At 38.7% G+C, this 21881-nt stretch carries 16 protein-coding genes; 11 read left to right on the forward strand and 5 right to left on the reverse strand.

Features of this window, described 5'->3' with window-relative positions; translation table 11 throughout:
* The first annotated feature begins 209 nt into the window (after window positions 1-209).
* The 3 genes from BUW93_RS13545 to BUW93_RS13555 are packed head-to-tail and all read left to right on the forward strand — an operon-like array spanning window position 210 to window position 2789.
* Window positions 210-875, forward strand: coding sequence for an ArsR/SmtB family transcription factor (locus tag BUW93_RS13545; protein WP_081212274.1), 666 nt, complete (start codon window positions 210-212; stop codon window positions 873-875).
* A gap of 15 nt (window positions 876-890) precedes the next feature.
* On the forward strand, window positions 891-1517 hold the full coding sequence (locus BUW93_RS13550; protein ID WP_081212275.1) for a class I SAM-dependent methyltransferase: 627 nt from the start codon (window positions 891-893) through the stop codon (window positions 1515-1517).
* Window positions 1518-1532: 15 nt separating this feature from the next.
* Window positions 1533-2789 carry an MFS transporter gene (locus BUW93_RS13555; RefSeq protein WP_081212276.1) on the forward strand — a complete coding sequence of 419 codons (1257 nt, stop codon included), beginning with the start codon at window positions 1533-1535 and terminating at the stop codon, window positions 2787-2789.
* Window positions 2790-3106: 317 nt separating this feature from the next.
* Here BUW93_RS13555 and BUW93_RS13560 read toward each other — a convergent pair whose 3' ends face one another.
* From BUW93_RS13560 to BUW93_RS13580, 5 genes are all read right to left on the reverse strand, one after another.
* Window positions 3107-3502, reverse strand: coding sequence for a response regulator (locus BUW93_RS13560; protein WP_081212277.1), 396 nt, complete (start codon window positions 3500-3502; stop codon window positions 3107-3109).
* A 746-nt stretch (window positions 3503-4248) separates the two neighbouring features.
* Complete coding sequence (locus BUW93_RS13565) at window positions 4249-5538, reverse strand: APC family permease (protein WP_081212278.1); 1290 nt, start codon at window positions 5536-5538, stop codon at window positions 4249-4251.
* Window positions 5539-5560: 22 nt separating this feature from the next.
* The gene (locus BUW93_RS15120) at window positions 5561-5749 is read right to left on the reverse strand and encodes a hypothetical protein (protein WP_232778368.1); all 189 of its coding nucleotides are present in this window, start codon (window positions 5747-5749) and stop codon (window positions 5561-5563) included.
* Window positions 5750-5809: 60 nt separating this feature from the next.
* Window positions 5810-6619: a PhzF family phenazine biosynthesis protein gene (locus BUW93_RS13575; protein ID WP_081212324.1), complete on the reverse strand. Its 810-nt coding sequence runs from the start codon at window positions 6617-6619 to the stop codon at window positions 5810-5812.
* Window position 6620: 1 nt separating this feature from the next.
* A complete protein-coding gene (locus tag BUW93_RS13580; RefSeq protein WP_081212279.1) occupies window positions 6621-7088 on the reverse strand; it encodes a RidA family protein in 468 nt (155 codons plus the stop codon).
* A gap of 376 nt (window positions 7089-7464) precedes the next feature.
* Between BUW93_RS13580 and BUW93_RS13585 the strand changes: the two genes are divergently transcribed.
* From BUW93_RS13585 to BUW93_RS13620, 8 genes are all read left to right on the forward strand, one after another.
* A complete protein-coding gene (locus BUW93_RS13585) occupies window positions 7465-7791 on the forward strand; it encodes a YegP family protein (protein WP_081212280.1) in 327 nt (108 codons plus the stop codon).
* A 362-nt stretch (window positions 7792-8153) separates the two neighbouring features.
* Window positions 8154-10877: a substrate-binding domain-containing protein gene (locus BUW93_RS13590; protein ID WP_081212281.1), complete on the forward strand. Its 2724-nt coding sequence runs from the start codon at window positions 8154-8156 to the stop codon at window positions 10875-10877.
* Between the two features lie 241 nt (window positions 10878-11118).
* Complete coding sequence (locus BUW93_RS13595) at window positions 11119-12465, forward strand: sugar porter family MFS transporter (protein ID WP_081212282.1); 1347 nt, start codon at window positions 11119-11121, stop codon at window positions 12463-12465.
* 14 nt (window positions 12466-12479) lie between these two features.
* On the forward strand, window positions 12480-14069 hold the full coding sequence (locus BUW93_RS13600) for a glycoside hydrolase family 32 protein (protein WP_081212283.1): 1590 nt from the start codon (window positions 12480-12482) through the stop codon (window positions 14067-14069).
* Between the two features lie 10 nt (window positions 14070-14079).
* Window positions 14080-17178, forward strand: coding sequence for a SusC/RagA family TonB-linked outer membrane protein (locus BUW93_RS13605; RefSeq protein WP_081212284.1), 3099 nt, complete (start codon window positions 14080-14082; stop codon window positions 17176-17178).
* 15 nt (window positions 17179-17193) lie between these two features.
* Window positions 17194-18888, forward strand: coding sequence for a RagB/SusD family nutrient uptake outer membrane protein (locus BUW93_RS13610; protein WP_081212285.1), 1695 nt, complete (start codon window positions 17194-17196; stop codon window positions 18886-18888).
* A 12-nt stretch (window positions 18889-18900) separates the two neighbouring features.
* Complete coding sequence (locus BUW93_RS13615; protein ID WP_081212286.1) at window positions 18901-20313, forward strand: DUF4960 domain-containing protein; 1413 nt, start codon at window positions 18901-18903, stop codon at window positions 20311-20313.
* A 14-nt stretch (window positions 20314-20327) separates the two neighbouring features.
* Window positions 20328-21842, forward strand: a complete 1515-nt coding sequence (locus BUW93_RS13620) for a glycoside hydrolase family 32 protein (RefSeq protein ID WP_081212287.1) — start codon at window positions 20328-20330, stop codon at window positions 21840-21842.
* Window positions 21843-21881: the final 39 nt, after the last annotated feature.

Genomic DNA, 21881 nt, shown 5'->3' on the forward strand with positions numbered 1-21881 from the left:
GGACTTTAGACAGGGATTAATTTTGTGCAAAACTTTGACAAACGTGCACCGCTTTACCGGCTGTTGTTGACAGTACATATTTCACACATTTTATAACGAAAGTGCAAAGAAGCCTCTTCAAAAATTATTTAGCTGAGTTATCTACTATTCAATAAAGTAATTGAATAGATTGGCTTTTTTGTATATTTGCCTATTCAAAGAAATAGGGTATGGATAAAAGAGTTTTTAAGGATCAGGCTTATAATGAGTTAGCCAAGATAACTAAGGCATTGGGCAACCCCCGGAGATTGGAGATCGTAGATCTATTAGCACAAGGGCCTTTTTCGGTTGAAAAAATAGCTGAGCAAACCAGTTTAAGCATTGCTAATGCTTCTCAGCATTTACAGGTTTTAAAAGGTGCGCGTCTTGTGGAAATTGATAAGAAAGGAAATTTTATTTATTACAGGCTTACCAATGATGAGGTTTTTAAAACCTGGCGTGCTCTGCGAGATTTGGGATTTAGGTTGAATGCGGAGGCTGAAAAATTAGTTAATAATTTTTATCGCTCAGGACAGAAACCTACACCTATTCCTATGGAGGATTTATATAATGGAAATTATGATAAGGATACTTTGATCCTGGATGTTCGTCCCGGAGAAGAATATCATCGGGGACATATTGCAAATGCTATTTCAATTCCTATAAATGAACTATCTGAACGGCTTGGAGAACTTCCTTCAGACGTAAAAATCATAGCCTATTGTCGTGGCCCTTTATGTGTTTATGCTGATGAGGCAGTAAACTTATTAAGAAAAAACGGAATTGATGCCAGAAGATTAAAAGAAGGCTTTCCTGATTGGAAATCCCAAGGTTTTTCTGTTGAAATGAGTAATTAATACAAACAGCTATTTATGGAACAAATTCAAGCATTCAATTGGGCGGCAGAGGATTATGATCACTGGTTTGATATACACGCAAAGTGGTTCTATTCTGAATTAGAAGCCGTTAGAGTCGCTATTCCAAATAGCGGAAAGGCTGTTGAAATCGGGGTAGGTACCGGCAGGTTTGCAGAGTCTCTTGGAATTAAATATGGTTTAGAACCTTCGGAAAATATGGCTGCTATAGCAATGAGTCGTGGTATTGATGTCCAGATTGGAAGAGGGGGAAATATGCCTTATCCTGATGCCTCTTTTGACTTTAGTTTAATGGTTACGGTAGATTGTTTTCTGCAAAATATAGAACAGGTTTTTAGAGAAGCCTGGCGAATCACCAAACCAGGAGGGACGATAATCATCGGAATGATCGATAAGTCAAGTCCGTTAGGTAAAAAATATCAGAAGCATAAAAATAATAACCCGTATTACAAGTCGGCTCATTTCCATGAGGTTCCAGAAATAACCAAACTACTGGAAAAAGCAGGTTTTAGTGAATTCAAATACTGGCAAACACTTTTAAACCTTGAGGAGGAAAAATTTGAAGAGCCTCAGAAGGGATATGGCAATGGAGGTTTTGTGGTAATAAGAGCTCACAAAAAATAAATACACAGAGAAAATATGAAAACAGATACTATAGAACACGGCTTAAGAGAAAATTGGAAGCAGTTTACTCTTTTGGTAATTGTTAATGCCTTTGTTGGGGGTATGGTGGGCCTAGAACGCAGTATTCTTCCTGAAATTGCAGAAAAAGAATTTGGCATAGCTGCCACCAGTGCCATACTTTCATTTATTGTGGTTTTCGGTATTGTTAAGGCTATAGCTAATTACTATGCGGGGGCTTTAGCCAACAGATTCGGACGTAAAAAGCTTCTTGTTTTAGGTTGGATTTTTGCCATTCCTATTCCTTTTATTCTAATGTTTGCAGAAAACTGGAATTGGATTGTAGCTGCCAATGTATTATTAGGGATAAATCAAGGTTTGGCCTGGTCGAGTACTGTTGTGATGAAAATTGACCTGGTAGGGGAACGGCAGCGTGGCTTTGCCATGGGCCTTAATGAATTTGCGGGGTATCTGGCTGTTGGGGTAGTTGCCTATTTAACCGGTTGGATAGCAGATGTCTATGGACTAAGACCTTATCCTTTTTACCTGGGAATTGGTTTAATGATCATGGGACTTTTAGCCAGTATATTCCTTATTAAGGACACCCATGGCCATGCCAAAAAAGAGGGAGCTACCAGTGAGGTTTCATTACTGAAGAACATTTTTTGGGATACCACGTGGAAAGATAAAAACCTGGGGTCTGTTACGCAGGCAGGGCTTATCAATAACCTTAATGATGGTATGGCCTGGGGGCTATTCCCGATCTTGCTGGCCACCAGAGGCTTTAGCCTGGAGCAAATAGGAATTGTGGTAGCTGTTTATCCGGCGGTTTGGGGTATAGGACAATTATTTACGGGAAGGATGGCCGATAAATTTTGTAAAAAAGACATGCTATTTGTTGGGATGCTATTACAAGCCCTTGTCTTAATTGGATTAGTATGGGCTAATAGCATGTGGCTGTTTGTTGGTTTAATGAGCCTCCTTGGCTGGGGAACAGCTATGGTATACCCGACCTTTCTGGCTACCATAGCTGAAAATACTCACCCCAGGGACAGGGCAAAAAGTATTGGGATTTTTCGGTTATGGCGGGATTTAGGATATGCAGTAGGAGCTATTCTCACAGGGGTTATTTCTGACCTTATAAATATAGAGATGGCCGTCTTACTAGTAGGGTTGTTAACCTTCTTCTCTGCCGGAGTGATCTATGTTAGGATGAGATGTGGCGAAGGCAGCTCAGTACGATTATTCTCATTAGTATCCAGGGGGACCTGTTAAATGAATGGTTAATATGTGTTTTTGACTACTATGGATAGTTTGAAATCTTTTATATCAGTGATTTTTTACAAATAATAACTTTAAATTTGATTAATATCTTTTTCAACACGTTTATAAAATTGTAGGATTGCTTTTCTTGAATACCAAATTGAGTATTATCTATTATTTATTCCCAGGCATCTATACCCAAGTATGAAATACATTCTAGAAAGCTAGCCTGGCTGGTTGGGATACACAGGAGAACCTTTTTTTTTGAAAGATTTTACCATTTGCAGTGGGTGGTGAAATTAAAAAATGGGTAAGATTTTAGATAAATCTCAGGCACTTAAGCTTGTCTCCCAGGAATTGGTGTATATATGTTTTAATTTAGGTACTGAAAGAGGTTTGCAGATGTAATCTCTTACCAATTTATGGTTTTCTGCCTTATTTATATCGAACCTGGCTATTGAGGAGGAAAGAATATTGGTTTTAAATTCATTCTGATTACCAAGATAATCCAGGAATTGCCACGCATTCATTTCAGGCATATTGATGTCTAAAAATATGATGTATTCCCCGGTCTTATAAAAAGGAATCGTATTGAGATATTCGAGGGCTTTCTCCGGATTCAAGAAGGTAGTGATAGTATTCACCTTATCTCCACAGGCTATTTGAATAATCTTTTTGTTGATTAGATTCGTTACCGGATCATCATCGATTAAAATGAAATTCATAGCAATTTTTTTACTGAAGAAATAGTCTTCTTATCAAAATGTATAAAAGACTGATCTTCACATTTATACTCAAACCAGGCCATAAAGATATAAAAAACAAACAAATCTTAAATAAAAGTTAATAAAAATGATAAAACTTTACAGGAAAACGTCAATATGAGGTTTGTAACGGGACTTCAAACACAAGTATTAAGTTGTTATTTAGGGTGTTAACCTGGATTTGAAATTTATCAAAGAGAATTATTAATGTTCTTGTAGCCTAAATAAAATCTTAAAATAAACTTAAAATTATTATCTTTGTAATTCTAAAGTTCAACAATATATTTTTCTGATTATGGGGAATTGGAAGAATTTCTGGAGTCTGACCGGGCCTAAAGCTAAAAACGCGCCGAGAATTATTTTCATATTGTTCTTATCATTTTACCTGTTGGGGGTTCTACTTGTGGCCTACTGGATATTCAATAGCTAAACAGGTTTTCGAGAATAAAGTTAGATTGTATTGAACCCTGAAATCCAGTTTTTTTATTGGTAAAGTTAAGGCGGACGGCGGTGCGAAGCGAGGAAGCCGTCTCGCCGGTTCTTTCAGCCTCACTAGTCTTTAGTTTTTAGACGCTGGGATTTTAGGAAAGGGTAATGTCTTATTTACTTCCTGGAGATTCTAGCCCTTCAAGCCTGTGGGAAATATTGCTGTCGAGGGTATGATTTAGGTGAACGTCAATAGAAAATCTCTTGAATTTAGTTAGAGATTAATTTTTGTGTGCGGCTTTCAATCTTAAAGCAATTGAATGCCAAATCAAACCTGCACCTAGTAATACAAGACCACCAATCCAAAAAGTGGGCTCAATCCAAAAAGCGAGAAACAAGCATCCAAATAATCCTAAAGCCGGAATCCAACTAGGATATAAGCGTAATTCTGAGGGCATCCTCAGAGCTGAAAGATTGGTAATGGCGTAATAGATCAATACAGTGAATGCACTAAATGACCAGGTGAATACAACATCTCCGCTTAATACCAGCAAGCCAATAATTCCTCCGGTTACCCAGACAGCTATAGCAGGGCTTTGATTTCTGGTATTTATTTTCCCCAGTTTAGAGGGTAGATCTTTTCTACGTGCCATACTTAGTATCACCCGGGACAGACCTAGCAGTAAATTAAGTAATACCCCTAACATGGCAGTAATGGCAGCGATAGTGACTACAGATCCAATTATGGGTACTGAAAGTGCCTGAGCAACGAGCATCAGGGGTGCTGCTTTTCCCTCGACGGTTTGTCCAAATGCTTCGGCTCCCATCACCTGAATGGCTGTAAGTGAAACGCTAAGGTAGAGTATTACAATAATTAGCATGGCCAGAATGATAGCTTTGGGAATGGTAGTACGGGGTTGGGATACTTCTTCCCCCAGCGTTGCAATTCGACCATAACCGGTATATGCAACAAACATAAGGGCGGACCCATATAGAATTGAAGTAATGGAGGTATCATTTACAGAATCAATAATAGGTTGAACTGGAAAACCCTTAACAAAGAAGCTGACGATTACAAGCAAAGCGAGACCTAATAGGGTGGCTGAAACAATTAGTATGTTAGCCTGATTGCTTCGTTTAATGCCACCGGAAACAAGTAATGTCATCAGAAAAAGCAGCAAAAGTCCTGCCCCTATGATGAGCACTTGATCGGCGTTTACATCCAATGCATAAAATAAATAGCCGATACACCCCAATACGGCTGTTGCAGCAGAGGCTGACTTTGCTATCAAAAACATCCATCCGGCAGCAAATCCAAAATAAGAGTTTAGGAAGCGGTTTCCGTATTCATAAGTACCTCGACTCACCGGGTGTGCGGCCGCTAGTTGTGCACTGCTTAAGCCATTGAGAGCTGCAAGAACAGCAGCGATTATGACTGCGATAATAATGCCGCTACCTGCAATTTGGGTAGCAATGGCAATACTTACAAAAATGCCTGTCCCAACTATTGAACCCAAGCCCATTAAAATGGCTCCCGGTGTTTTTAACTCCCGTTTTAGTTCGTTCTCCATTATTAACTTCTGCTATGAAATATCAAGTCCATCGACCATTTACCAGCTCCTTTGATGACCTAAACAGACTCCGCAACCAGCCAGGGCCACGCATGGTAGGAAACAGGAATTTTTGAATGCCTTCTGAAAGAAAAACCACACCTACCATTAAACGAATGATGATGGTGGTTTGGGAATGGTCTGTATTGATCAATTCTTGGAAAATACTCATTTGGAAAATTAATGAATAGGCAGAGCCCTTTATTCTATTAGCAGTGTTTTTATTTTTTTATTAAGTCAGGTTCAAAATACCTGATGTAAATATGACTGCATTACTTCTAATTAGTACTGAATTTTCTAGTAATTCAACATCCATACTTCCTGTGCGTTTTGAGCATTGAAAAGCTTTCATCTTTGTTTTTTTTAGTTTGTCGGACCAATATTTTGCCAAGAAACTTTGAACTCCACCTGTTACAGGGTCTTCATCTGCTCCAGACCAGGGGAAGAAATATCGATATTCATAGTCAAAGTCTTCACGTACAGACTTTGCCGTTACAAGCACTCCGCTTAGAGATGTTTTAGTATTACGCAAGACGGAAAAGTTCGGCTGTAGGTTTTCGAGTTCCCTGCTGCTTTCTATTTCCAGCAATAGCATATTGTGAAATGTATTATATCCGGAATTGTAGATTTCATTTAATCCAAGAGCTTTTCTTATTTCATTATTATACTCAGTAGGCTCTATTTGGTGTAAAGGAAATTTCATTTCAATTTTTCCATTGGTCTGACTTATTTCCAGGGTGTCTCCAAAATGGGTTTGGAAAATGATTCTGGACAGTTCTTTAAACTCTGTAAAAATTGCTTTGGAGGAAGCCAAAGTAGCGTGTCCGCATAATGGAATTTCTTTTACTGGTGAAAAGTAGCGAATGGAAAAGGAAGCTGTGTTTTGCTTTATAACAAAAGCCGTTTCCGAAAACCCAAATTCCCTGGCTATATTGAGCATTGTTGTTTCATCCAGTTCATTTTCAAGTAAACAAACAGCTGCTTGATTTCCCTTGAAAAGCTCAGTTGTAAATGCGTCAATTATATAAGTCTTTATGTTCATTTTAATCTTCAATTTCAACGATTAATTCAACTTCTACGGCAAAATTCAGAGGCAAGGTATGCATACTTACTGCACTTCTTGCGTGTCGACCTTTTTCACCAAAAACAGAAAACATTAAATCGCTATATCCATTAATCACCTTCGCCTGGTCAACGAAATCACTGGTGCAATTTACCATACCGAAAGCTTTCACGATCCGTTTTACTTTACTCAAGTCTCTCAATTCGTCTTTTAAAACTGCAATATGATCAATTGCCACTAATCGAGCAGCTTCATTTCCTTGTTCAACAGTCAAGTCTTTTCCTACTTTTCCTGTCACATAGGTTTTATCTTTTTTAATTGGTCCTTTACCTGAAAGGAATAATAAATTTCCTGTTCGTACGCAGTTTACATAGCTTGCAATGGGTTGTGAAACTTCATTTAAGGTAATTGAAAGGTCCTTTAGATTTTGTTCAGGGGTTTTATCCATTTTATATAATTTTTGTTCGTGATGGTAATTCTTGTTGTGTTTTTTTCGATTCCGAGGATGTGCCCTCCAAAATACAGAATTAACACAATTTATCCCCCGTATAGAGGTAAGTTTTTATAAGGTAGGGTTATAGTTGTATTTTAAAGGAAGCTTATTTTTTTTTTCTAAATTCAGACGGACGGCGGTGCGAAGCGAGAGAACCGTTTTGCCGGATTGGTTAGTTGGTAGTCTTTAGCCGGTAGCTTTTTTTGGTTGCGAATATGAAGCGGATTTAGTCTACAGTCTAATTGGTAAGTTTGGATCAAAGCATTGGCAATGATTTTAATTTACTCAATTTTATTATCTTTAAAAAGAATATTAAAAACCAATTACTACTATGGGTAAATTTGAGATTAAAAAAGACAAAGCGGGGGAATTCCGTTTTAACCTAAAGGCCGGAAATGGCCAGGTTATTTTAAGCAGTGAAGGCTACAAAGCAAAACCTTCGTGTATGAATGGGATAGAATCTGTTCGTACCAATTCCCAGTCTGATGATCGCTTTGAACGCAAAGAAACATCCACAGGTCATAAATTTAACCTGAAGTCGACCAATGGCCAGGTAATAGGCACCAGCGAGGTGTATACTAGCGTATCTGCTATGGAAAACGGAATCGCATCGGTAAAAAAGAATGCTCCCGATGCCACAATAGATGATAATTCTTAAGTTTTAATTTAGGGGTTGATGATAAGTAGTGCTGCTTAATTATATACTGGTAGCACTACTTTTTTTATTCAAATAAAAAGGTCGGGATTGCTCCAGACCTTTTTTCATGCAACTTGTTTCAAATATTTTAGGCGGACGACGGTGCGAAGCGAGAGAGCCGTCTCGCCGGGAATGTGGTTTTAATTTAAATTATTTGATAAATTAAATGGGGGAGATTGTTTTTTATTTTTCGCATTGAAATCAGCGTATTTGAGAGGGATGTATTTTAATTGTTATAAAAAAATTAAATTCAATACCTTTCAATTCTATCTTACGGCTTTTCGTGGGAGCTGGTTTTTGATTTAATTTTATATCCGTTTAATATGAAGTATGTTTTTAAGGTTGTTTTAATAGCCTTGTTTTTCCTTTCAATTTCCTGTACCGATAATAAAAGCCAAAATCAGAAATATTCCATAGGCTTTTCCCAGGCCATGACTACCGATAATTGGCGGAAACAAATGAATAGATCCATGCAGGTGGAAGCCTCAATGCATCCTGAGATTGAACTTGAAATAAGCGATGCCGGAAACAATGTTGAGAAGCAAATTGAACAAATTGAAAAATTCATAGAAGCCGGGGTAGATATCCTTATTGTTTCTCCCATCCAGTCCGTACCAATAACTCCGGTAATTGATAAGGCCATGGTTGCCGGGATTCCCACTATAATTATAGACCGAAAGATTGAAGGCAGTAATTATACGGCCTATCTAGGTGCCGATAATTTTGAAATTGGTTCAAATGCAGCCCGGTATATCCTATCTGGCGAGGAAAGCGGTGCTGAAATTTTTGAGCTTACCGGTGCCGAAGGGTCATCTCCGGCTCATGAGAGGAGTAAGGGTTTTAGAGATATTATAAACGCCACCAAAGATTTTAAAATTACCCATAGGATTAAGGGCGATTGGGAAAAATCTTCTATTACCAGTGCTTTAGCTGCACTTTTTGAAGATGAAGTAATTCCCGATTTTATCTTTGCTCATAATGATCGAATGGCCTTGGGGGCCTGGGAGGTAGCGCGGGACTACTCCCTTGAGGACCAAATAAAAATTATAGGGGTGGATGGTCTTTTTGGACCAAGTGGAGGAATTCAATTAGTGAAGGAGGGAATTTTGGATGCCACAATACTTTATCCCACGGGGGGTGCAGAAGCTATAAAACTAGCGCAACAAATTTTAGACGGGGACAGCGTTGGCAAAAATAATATTTTGCGAACTGTGGTTATCGATTCAGTGAATGTTGGGATAATGCAGAATCAATTTGATAAAATTAACCAACAACAGAACGATATTGCGCGCCAACAATACACCATTAAAGAGCAAATTGCTACCTATAATTCCCAGAACAATCTTGTGAAAATTATGATGGGTCTGGCGGCTATTCTCTTTTTCCTAATGCTTTGGAGTATTTACCTTCTATATAAAAACAAGAAAAGCAAGAAAAGGCTGGAGTTGAACAACCAGAAAATTATAGTGCAGAGAAACCAAATCGAAGATTTTGCTCAGAAACTAAAAGAATCTAACGAAAGTAAGATCAATTTTTTTACCGCACTTTCCCATGAATTCAAAACACCGCTTACTTTAATTACCAGTTCTATAGAGAATATCGCGAAAAATTCTTCCGGGAGTCTGAAAGCTTTTGATTATGAAACCAAGTTAATAATCAATAATTCCAAACGTTTATTAAGATTGATAAATGAATTGCTGGATTTTAGGAAACTGGAAGGTGATTCATTCAGATTAAAACCGGTAAGAACAAATCTCCACGATTTCATTGAAAGTATTTATTCCGATTTCAAAAGTGAAGCGCTAAGAAAATCTATTACACTTGAACTTACATCCAATGTTAAAGATCCTGTTGCTTATATAGACAGGGATATGATGGATAAGGTTTTTTTTAATCTTCTCTCGAATGCATTTAGATTTACCCCCAAAAACGGGAATATTTCTATTAAGCTTTCTGAAACTGAAAAGCTTTTTGAGATCACTATTAAAGATTCAGGACTGGGGATTCCTAAGGAGGAATATCATCGCATCTTTGATCCTTTTACCCAAGCTACCAATAATGGAAAAGTTAGTTCGGGACTGGGCCTTTATATCACTAAGCAGTTTGTTGAATTACATAAGGGACAGATTAGTGTGACTTCCCGTCAAGGTGCTGAATTTAAGGTGTCACTGCAGAAAGGTAAAGATCACCTTACAGATTATGAGGTGTCTGAAAAGGAATTATCCTTAAAAACAGGCCAGGGGGATTCGATCCTTAATGAGGAAATTGAAAATCTTGAATTCCCTATACCGGTAGAAGATGAGAACAAGGAGTGTCTTTTGATTATTGAAGATAATTCTGATCTTTCCCAACTTTTATATAAAAAATTTCATCCTTTTTTCAGGGTATATTTATCGGACGGTACCGACGGAATAGAAAAGGCCCTGGAAATAATTCCCGATGTGATAATCTGTGATCTGAATTTACCTGAAAAATCCGGTTTTGAAATATGTCACGAACTTAAAAACGATTTACGAACTTCCCATATTCCCACGCTCATTTTAACAGCGCTTAGTGACGAAGAATCCCGTTTAAAAGCCCTGAAAGCGGGTGCCGATATGTATATTACCAAACCTTTTAATTTTGAAGTTCTTGAGCAATCAATTATTTCAGTGTTATATAACAGAGAAAAATTACGGTATTACTACACCAATAAAATCGATGAGGTTAAGGATGAAGAATTCAACACCTCTGAACAGAATTTTCTCAAAGATTTAAATTCATTAATTGAAAAAAATATTGCCCAACCCAATTTTAGCGTTGAAGACCTCGCCCAGCAACTTCACATTTCCAGGGTTCAGCTTTACCGAAAAGTAAAGGCCATATTAGGAATAAGCATTAGTGAATATATAAATTCCCAAAAACTGGCTAAAGCTAAAAATTTGCTTCAGGATTCTAGTCTGAATATTTCTGAAATTGCTTATCAATTAGGTTATTCTTCTCCCGGATATTTCTCCACTTCTTTCAAGAATAAATACGGAGTTTCTCCAAAACAATATAGAAGTTAAGAAAATGTTACTTTTTACCTTTTAATTCTATTGATATAAGGTAACAAAAATGGAAAGTGTGTATCAAATTTATAACTATAACGTTATCGTTAATTTTTAATCTAAGATATAAACAGCTTTAATCCAGTTAGTTATAAGCTTATTTGCTCTTCCTTAACGATTTTATAACTTTTTGATTAGATCTTAGAATTTCCCGGGTCATTTTAAATATACTTTAGTAATCACGATAATAAATTGAGATATGAACAAGATATTTGCCTGGTCGATAAGTGCAGCTTTAGCCGGTTTTTTATTCGGATTTGATACCGTGGTGATTTCCGGGGCCGATAAACAACTTCAGGCACTTTGGGGGACCTCCGATGCCTTCCACGGTTCGGTAGTAATGGCTATGGCCTTATGGGGAACAGTAGTAGGAGCAATTTTTGGCGGGATTCCCACCAATAAATTCGGAAGGAAAAATACTCTTTTAATAATAGGAGTGCTTTATTTTATTTCGGCACTTGGATCGGCGCTTGCTAATGATCCTATCACTTTTGCTGCTTTACGGTTTATTGGTGGTTTAGGGGTTGGGGCTTCTACTATTGCGGCTCCCACTTATATTTCTGAAATAGCACCCGCAAAACACCGAGGCAGGCTGGTTTCTATGTACCAGTTCAATATTGTTTTAGGGATTTTAATCGCTTTTCTTTCTAACTATTTACTAAGAAATACCGGGGAGGAACCCTGGCGATGGATGGTTGGAATTGAAGCAGTTCCTGCTTTTATTTACTTCCTTTTTGTGCTTTTTATTCCCAAAAGCCCAAGGTGGCTTATCTCCAGATCAAGAAATTCCGAAGCAGCTGATATTTTGCAGTCGATAAACCCCGATACAGACCTGGAGACGAAAATGCAGGAAATAAAACAGCAGTCAGAGACTAAAGTTTCGGGAGAGAACATTTTTATGAAAAAATATCGGTTTCCGCTCATTTTGGCATTCTTGGTGGCTTTTTTCAACCAGCTTTCCGGGATAAATGCTTTCCTTTATTATGCACCCAGAATTTTCGAAGAAGCCGGCCTTGGTGCAAGTACAGCTTTATTAAGCAGTATTGGAATAGGGGTGGTGAACCTGCTGTTTACATTATTAGGAGTTTTTTTAATAGACAAGCTTGGGAGAAAGCAATTAATGTTTTTAGGTTCGATAGGTTATATTATTTCTCTCTCACTGGTGGCAGCCGCATTTTTCCTTAATTGGGGTGGACTTTGGGTGCCTATATTCCTCTTCCTGTTTATTGCGGCACACGCCATTGGCCAGGGAGCAGTGATTTGGGTTTTTATTTCAGAAATTTTTCCGAATCATTTACGGGCATCGGGACAAGCTTTCGGCTCTTCAACACATTGGGTGCTGGCGGCCATAATTCCTTCGCTTATACCGTTCCTGTTTTCCACTATTGGAGCGGGTTACGTATTTGCATTTTTCGCCTTTATGATGGTGCTACAGCTTCTCTTTGTGATCTTTATGATGCCGGAAACCAAAGGTAAATCTCTGGAAGAATTAAGCGAAGAACTGGCATTAAAAGATAACGGGGAACTTTCATATAAAAATCAATAATCAAAGCAGAAATCATGAAATATATTTATCAAAGCTTACTTTTCTTTTTCCTGGGAGGCATGCTCTTCACGTCTTGCAAAAATCGCGAGACCGGGAAGTCTCCCTCAGAAAATGATACAGTAGTACAGGCCGACGAAGATTTTCGTCCCGATTTCCATTTCACACCAAAATCTGGATGGATGAATGATCCTAACGGGATGTTTTACCTCGACGGGACTTATCATCTCTTTTTTCAGCATAATCCCGATGATAATGTTTGGGGGCCTATGCACTGGGGTCATGCCACCAGTACCGATATGATAAACTGGGAAGAGCAGCCTATTGCCCTGGAACCCGATGAAAACGGAACTATTTTTTCGGGTAGTGCGGTTGTAGACCACGATAATACTTCCGGTCTGGGAGACGGGGAAACCCCGCCGGTTATTGCGATTTTCACCTATCACAATGCTGAAAGAGAGCAGGAGGGAGAAGATGATTTTCAAACCCAGGGAATCGGCTATAGCCTGGACGCTGGTGAAACCTGGACCAAATATGAAGATAATCCTGTTCTGGGTAATCCTGGAATCAGGGATTTCAGGGATCCTAAGGTGATTTGGTATGAAGAAGAAAATAAATGGATTATGTCCCTGGCAGTTCAGGATCGAATCAGTTTTTTTTCATCTCCTAACCTTCTAGATTGGGAACACGAAAGCGATTTCGGACAGGACCTGGGAGGCCACGGCGGAGTTTGGGAGTGCCCAGATCTTTTCAAAATGGAAGTAGATAACACCGATGAAGAAAAATGGGTGCTTTTGGTAAGCATTAATCCCGGTGGACCAAACGGCGGCTCTGCCACGCAGTATTTTGTTGGAGATTTTGATGGTTCCACTTTTACTCCCGATGAATCTATTGCCAACATGGGAGAAGAGCACAACTATTGGTTAGACTTCGGAAAAGATAATTATGCCGGGGTAACCTGGTCAAATATTCCGGAAGAGGATGGTCGCCACCTTTTTATCGGCTGGATGTCTAACTGGCAATACGCCAATGAAGTTCCTACCGAAACCTGGAGGAGTGCCATGACCCTTCCACGGGATCTTAAGCTTACACAACAGGAGAATACATACCGAATTGTTTCAACGCCGGTACGTGAACTTGAAAAATATAGTACTGAAGGAATTTCAGAAAGTTCGGTAGAGATTAAGGACAGCACCAGCCTGGCTACGTCAGCAGATCTGGATTTAAGCCAAGCTGAAATACTTTTTGAAATCCCAGAATTGCAGGAGAAGAAATACACATTCTCTCTTAGCAATGAAAAAGGTGATGTTTTGAAGTTTGGTTACGACCACGGGAAGGAAGAATTCTTTATCGATAGAAGTAATTCCGGATTAGTGGATTTCAACGAAAATTTTGCCAATAAGATTTCTACTGCTCCAAGATTTTCGGATGCCGAAAATCTCGAAGTTCGGGCAATAATAGACAATATGTCTATTGAACTTTTCTTTGATGGTGGTCACACGGTTATGACCGAAATCTTTTTTCCGCAGCAGGCCTTTAATAACTTTTCTGCTGAAGGCGATAATAAATTTACCCTTGAAAACCTTCAGATAAATCAAATAAATTAAATCCTAACACATGAATTATAAGCTATTAATCTTTTTTTTCTTACCCCTTTCTGTATGGGCACAAGAAATAGACATTTCGGGAACAGTAATTTCCCAGGATGACCAAATGCCTTTGCCGGGTGTATCCATTCAGGTGGAAGGTACCACCAAAGGTGTAATAACTGACTTTGATGGAAATTATTCAATTGAAAATGTTGATGCACAAAGTGTTTTAGTTTTCAGCTATTTGGGTTTTCAGGCCCAAAGAATAGAAGTGAATGGACAAACAAGTATTGATGTTTCGTTAATTATGGATGCAGAGCAATTAGAAGATATTGTTGTAACCGGATATACATCTCAAAGGAGAACTGATATAACCGGGGCCGTCTCTGTAGTTGATATGGATGAGTTGAATAAACAGCCAGAACCAAACCCCGTAAGAGGTTTGCAAGGAAGACTTCCCGGAGTTCAAATAACTTCAGATGGTTCTCCTAGTGGATCTAATACCCAGGTTGTAATCCGTGGAGTTGGTACTCTTAACAATACAGACCCATTGTATGTAATTGACGGAGTCCCTACTAAAGCTGGTATGCACGAGTTGAATCCCAATGATATTGAATCTATTCAGGTTTTAAAAGATGCCGCTTCTGCCAGTATTTATGGTTCAAGGGCATCTAACGGGGTAATTATAGTTACCACTAAAAAGGGAAAAGAAGGAAGAATGCAGGTTAATCTTAATACCTACTTGTCTTCTTCCACCTATGCCAACCGGCAGGAAGTTCTTAACGCTGAGCAATATGGACGGGTTTTATGGCAATCACAGGTGAACGATGGTATAGATCCTAATACTAATAATTTGAGATATCAGTTTGACTGGGATTATAATAATAATGGTGAGGCGGTACTTAACAATATAATTGTGCCCGAATACCTGGATGAGGAACAGACCTTAAGGTCTTCAGATACTGATTGGTTTGATGAGATTTCCCAAACAGGCTTTGCTCAATCCTATGATTTATCGGTTACTAATGGAACCGAAAAAGGGAATTATCTTTTTTCCCTGGGCTATTATGACAATGAAGGGATCGTAAAGACAACGGAATTTAACAGAATCTCGGCACGGATGAATAGCAGTTATAAATTCTTTGATGAGCGATTAGAAATAGGGGAAAACTTTACATTCAATAAAACCCACGAAGTTACTAATCCAGGTGTTCTTGACCTTGCATTAAAAGCATCTCCAATTATTCCTGTTCGAACTGTAGATGGAGAAGGTTGGGGAGGACCAGTTGGAGGAATGAATGACAGACAAAATCCTGTTCGTTTATTGGAATATAATAAAGACAATGGTTATGATTATCATAGGGTATTTGGAAATGCCTTTGCAGATTTAGAGATTATAGAAGATCTGCATTTAAGGACGAATTTTGGTTTGGACTATAGCAATTTTTATAAACGATCTCTTCAGAGAAGTTATAAATCTGGTTATTTACAAAATAATGAGACAGCGGTAAATGTTGAGGACTGGAGAAGTCTAAAATGGACCTGGACGAATACAGCTACTTATGAATTTAATCTGGAAGACCATGATTTCAGCTTACTTGCCGGTACAGAGATGTTCAGGGATGATTATAAAAATATTAATTTAAGGAGAGAGGGTTTTATACTCGAAACTCCGGAATATATGTATCCGGATGCTGGTAGTGGAGAAGCCTATAATGGCGGTTCTGCTACTTCATATAGCTTACTGTCATTCTTCGGTAAGTTAGATTACGTCTTTGATCGAAAATACCTCTTTTCTGCTACTTTGCGACGTGATGGCTCTTCAAGATTTGGGGAAAATAATCGTTTTGGAACTTTTCCTGCCTTTTCTGCGGGTTGGCGAATAAGTGAAGAGAACTTTATACAAGACAATTATTCATTTTTATCGGATTTAAAACTTCGTCTAGGATGGGGGCAAACTGGTAATCAGGAAATTGATAATAATGCTATTTATTCTTTATACGTATCAGATTATGCGGGTGGGGATCCCACCTGGGGAACATCTTATGGAACGGCTTACGACCTGACAGGCGCAGGTTCCGGTTTATTGCCATCGGGTTTCAGGGGCATTCAAATTGGGAACGACAACCTGAAATGGGAAACTACTACTCAAACCAATGTTGGACTTGATTTTGGTTTTTTTGGGTATAAACTATTTGGAAATATTGAATATTACTTTAAAGAAACTGAAGATATACTAGTACTTCCTCCTTATTTAGGAACAATTGGTGAAGGTGGAAACAGATGGGTGAATGGAGCTTCTATGGAAAATGAAGGTTGGGAATTTGCATTGACCTACAGGGATAAAACAGAAGGGGATTTCAGTTATGAAATTTCAGCCAATATTTCAATGAACAGAAATGAAATCACTTATCTTCCAGAGGAAGTTCAGAATAATTATGGTGGAGATGGAGGTGAGGATAATATCTTAGGTAGGCCTATAAATTCAATGTACGGTTATGTTGCTGATGGTATATTTTCTACAGAAGAGGAGGTGCTCAATTCTGCGGAACAACAAGGGAAAGGTCTTGGCCGTATCAGATATCGCGATTTAGATGGGGACGGAGTTATTACAGATGATGACCGAACATGGATTGGAGTGCCACATCCCGATTTCAGTTACGGGTTTAATTTCACCTTAGGTTATAAGAACTTTGACTTTACCTCATTCTGGCAAGGAGTTGGAAGGGTTGATGTAGTAAATAGTCGAAAATTCCAAACAGACTTCTGGAGTGTGGATGATGTAGGGTCGAATAAGGGCACCCGACTTTTGGATGCCTGGACCCCGGAGAATTCCAATTCCTCTATTCCGGCCTTAACTACCACAGACAGAAATGCCGAATCCCGCTTTTCAACCTATTTTGTAGAGAATGGACAATATCTAAAGCTTAGAAATCTACAGGTAGGATATAGTCTTTCGGAAGATCTCCTTGAAAGACTAAAATTCAGCAATGCCAGATTTTACGTGAGTGGTCAAAATTTACTCATGATAACTTCATCTGATTTTACAGGGGTTGATCCTGAAAATGCCGGATGGGGTTATCCCCAGCCTCTTACGCTAACTCTAGGTTTAAACTTATCACTTTAATAAAAAATCTTAATCATGAAGAAATTAAAATATTTACTAGGCATAGTGGTTCTGACGATCTCCTCAGCCTGTTCAGATTTTCTGGAGGAGGAACCTTATGCAGTTTTATCAGAGGATCAATTGGTGACTCCTGAAAATATCGATGGCTTCGTAACATCAGCTTATGCTGCCCTGGGAAATGATCATTATGATATTCCTTTTAGCCTATGGCCATATGGGAATGTACGTTCTGATGATGCCTATAAAGGAGGTAGTGGTACAAATGATATTCAAGTATTTCACTTTTTTGAAGTCTCAGAAAATATTCGACCAGATTTTGGAGAATTGGATGCCTTCTGGTATAACAGTTTTATTGCTATCTCCAGGGTTAATAAGGCTTTGGCTGCTTTAAATCAAATTGATGAGGCTGAGTTCCCGGATAAGCAATCACGGATTTCAGAAATGAAATTTTTAAGGGGCCATTTTTATTTCATGCTTAAAATCATGTACAAATATGTGCCATACATTACAGAAGACATTCCCGTTGAGGAATACGGAACTATTTCGAATAGATTTTTAAGTAATGATGAATTATGGAATGCCATCGCTACTGATTTTGAAGCCGCAGCAGAAGGTCTTCCAATAGAACAGCCGGAAGTTGGCCGTGCGGATAAAACGGCAGCCTATGCATATTTGGCGAAAACAAGGCTCTATCAGGCTTATGAACAAGATGAGAGTCATAACGTTATAAATATTAATCAACAAACCCTACAGCAGGTTTTAGATGCTACAGATCAAGTGATTGGGCAGCATCAGTTAGAAGCAGATTTTGCACATAATTTTCTTCCGGGAAGTTATGAGAATGGAACTGAAGCGGTTTTTTCTATTCAATTTTCTAACAATGATGGGACGCTTCATGGTAGACTGAATTATTCAGATGTTCTAGCAACACCCCAGGGAATTGGGTGTTGTGATTTTCATAAGCCCAGTCAAAACCTCGTAAATGCATTTAAGGTTAGCGAGGAGGGTATACCACTTTTTTCGAGCTATAATGATACCAATGTCGATTTTAATAATTTAGATAATTATGATGTAGACCCCAGATTGTATCATACCGTGGCTATCCCAGGATTACCATGGAAGTATGATAATGAGGATATTTATAGAGAAGACTGGGTTAGGTCTCCAAGTACATATGGTTATACTGCCTCTTTAAAAGAGAATGTTACAGCAGATTCAGAATACCTGGTAAACATAGATCCCTTTTACGGAAATTCAAAAAATCGAATTGAAATCCGTTATGCGGATGTATTATTGATGAGGGCTGAAGCTTTAATTGAAATCGGCCGCCACAATGAAGCTTTACCTTTAATAAATGAGGTTAGAGAAAGAGCAGCACAGAGTACTTCCCTAATATCGTCGTATGCAACCAATTCAGCGATTAGACCTTATATAGATGGAGACAACGTTAATTGGACACCGGAAGTTGCGCGAGAGGCTTTACGCTGGGAACGAAGACTGGAACTTGCCATGGAAGGAAATAGATTTTTTGATCTTGTAAGATGGGGGATTGCAGGTGAAACTCTTAACAGGTACTACGAGGAAGAGGCGGAAGAGATAAGTTATTACGATGGAGCCTTTTTTGATGAGGGTCGTGAAGAATATCTACCTATTCCACAGGCACAGATTAACTTCAGTCAAGATGTATATGTTCAAAATGCAGGGTACTAAAAAACTTTAATTATGATCAACTATAACAGAATAAAGAGATTTGCCCTTATAACGGTTATTCTAGGAGTTGTTACTTCTTGTACCTACGACAGGGAAATTGACCAAGGAGCTAAATCCACGATTCCTAAAGTGGAGAATCTCCAAGTAGAATTAGTAGGAGATACTGCTAAGGTAACCTGGGAGCAACCATCATACGAAGGGAACCTTACAACTCGGGTAAATTATAATGGTGGTATTGAAAATATTAATACTTCGGTTAGTGAGTTTGAATATGGGATTATTGACGTAAATACGGATTATTATTTTACAGTAAAGTTACACGATGATAATGGTAATTATTCATTAGGAGAAACAGTAAGCTTATTCAGGGAGGGACCTCAAGCTGTTACAAACTTTAGAGGAGTACAGGAAGGGACCAACGTGAATTTAAGTTGGACTTTGCCTGATGAAAATATTTCAGGTATTCGATTAAGAGTCAATTCCGAAGAAATTAATCTACCGGCAGATGCCACCTCCTATACTTATGAAAATGAAGAATACGGTACTTATCGTTTTCAAATAAATGCGATGGATGCAGACGGAAATTCATCTCCTTCCAAATACCTTAACTTCACCGTGGGCACTACTAAAATAGGTTACCTTGGAACTGCTCCAGATATATCTTCTATTAATGATGACGATGAAGCAGCTTCTGCAGCCTGGCTGTTTGAGAACTATCCTGATGCTGAATATATCCAATTTTCAGATATAGAGGAAGGCCTCGATCTAAGCGAATTCAGAGTACTGTGGTGGCATTATGATAAATCTGATAATAATCCGGGACTTCCGGCTGAAGCTACTAGTGCAGAAGTGGTTTCTGCAATTACTGAATTCCATAAAAACGGAGGGGCGCTCTTACTTAATACACATGCCGTTCCCTATCTATGGACTATAGGACGTATGACCACCAATTTCGGTACGGTAATAGGCGCCGGCGAAGGATTTGACAATCCAGACACCTGGGGAGTAAATGTTAATATTGGCCGGGTTCATGACAAATCTTCCCATCCGCTTTATGAAGGCTTGAATCCCAGTAATGTGGATGGACGTAAAATTATTCCACTTATCGGCCCGGGCTGGAAAGAAGATCATAATTATGTATTTGTGGACCTACCCTCTTATTATGGTTTTGGTAATGGAGATGAAGCTGCCTATGCAGCAATTAGTGAGGAAAGTAATTTAAATATTCTAGGTACCTGGGATGGAATTGCCGATTATTATATGATGGGAATTTTCGAAACACTTCCAAATGATGAGTTCGATGGTACTGCAATCGGGATAGGATTAGGTTCCTTTGAGTGGAATCAAAATAATGGAGAAAATCAATATCAGGATAATATAGAAGTAATCACCAAAAATGCACTTGACTATTTGAGGGTGCAATAAAATTATAAAAAGGCATGATCAAAAAAAATGGTTTAATAATACTGATACTCTCATTAATTATAATAGGGTGTTCCAATGAAGATGATTTGAATGAACCTTCAGTGGTTACAGTGGGTGATAGCAATTACAGACCGGAGTATCATTTTACTCCTGAAGAGAACTGGATGAACGATCCGAATGGAATGGTCTATTATAAGGGAGAATACCATTTGTTTTTTCAATACAACCCAAACGCGAATGTTTGGGGACCAATGCATTGGGGTCATGCCGTAAGTAATGATCTTGTAAACTGGGAAGAACTGCCGGTGGCATTATATCCTGATAATTTAGGAAATATATTTTCCGGAAGTGCGGTTGTTGACACGCATAATACGACTGGATTCAAAACCGGCGAAGAAGATGTATTAGTTTCTATTTTCACACATCAGAATCCCGAGACGAATGAGCAATACCAAAGTCTGGCATTTAGTAATGACCGGGGGCGTACCTGGGATAAGTATGAGGGAAATCCCGTACTGGTTAATGAAGAGAAGACAGATTTCCGGGATCCAAAGGTGATTTGGCATGATGACACTCAGCAGTGGATAATGGTAGTAGCTGCTGGCCAGGAGATCTTGTTTTATTCTTCTCCTAATCTTAAGGAATGGAAATTTCTGCAAAGTTTTGGTCAGGGATTGGGAGCTCATGGAGGGGTATGGGAATGTCCAGACCTTTTTATGGTGGAAAATGAAAATGGCGATGAGAAATGGGCACTGCTGGTAAGTATCAATCCAGGAGGACCTAATGGAGGCTCCGGAACCCAGTATTTTCTTGGGTCTTTCGATGGGAAAACTTTTCAGACCAATCAAACAGAAACTAAATGGCTTGATCACGGCCCGGATAATTACGCCGGGGTAACCTGGAGCAATGAGCCTAATGGTAGGAACCTGTTTATTGGATGGATGAGTAATTGGGCATACGCACAGGATGTTCCTACCAAAGCGTGGAGAAGCGCAATGACTTTGCCACGAAGGCTTAAATTATCTCAGGACGAGGATCTGATCATAAGTAGACCTGCGGAAGAGATGAATTCAGTGGTAACTACTGACTTGGTAGAATTTAAATCAACCGGTGTGGAGATTCAGGATAATCCGGTTGTTAAAGGAGGAAGTTTTAAGTTGAAAACTAAATTAGATTTTTCAGAAGTAAATACTGCCCAAATTTCCTATGGAAATAGGACTTCCGGGGTGACGCTTCAATATGATAAAGGAGCTTCTGAAATTTTCATAGATCGTAGTGATGCCGGATTTGATTTTAATAATCTCAACAATAATAATATTCGGGTTCCGTACGTGCTACCGGAGAATAATGAGTTGGATTTAGAAATTTGGGTGGATAAGTCCTCAGTGGAGGTTTTTGTTAATAGCGGGGAACGTGTAATTACCTTCCTTGTTTTCCCCGGTACTCCGTTTGATGAACTTCGCATTCATTCTTCCAAAGAAGGGGAATTCATAAAGTCTCTTGAACTTAACAAAGTAGATTCAGAATAGAAAAATTGCAAAGATTCCTTTTAAATAAATGATTAGTTG

Source organism: Salegentibacter sediminis (assembly GCF_002078605.1).
GTDB classification, from domain to species: domain Bacteria; phylum Bacteroidota; class Bacteroidia; order Flavobacteriales; family Flavobacteriaceae; genus Salegentibacter; species Salegentibacter sediminis.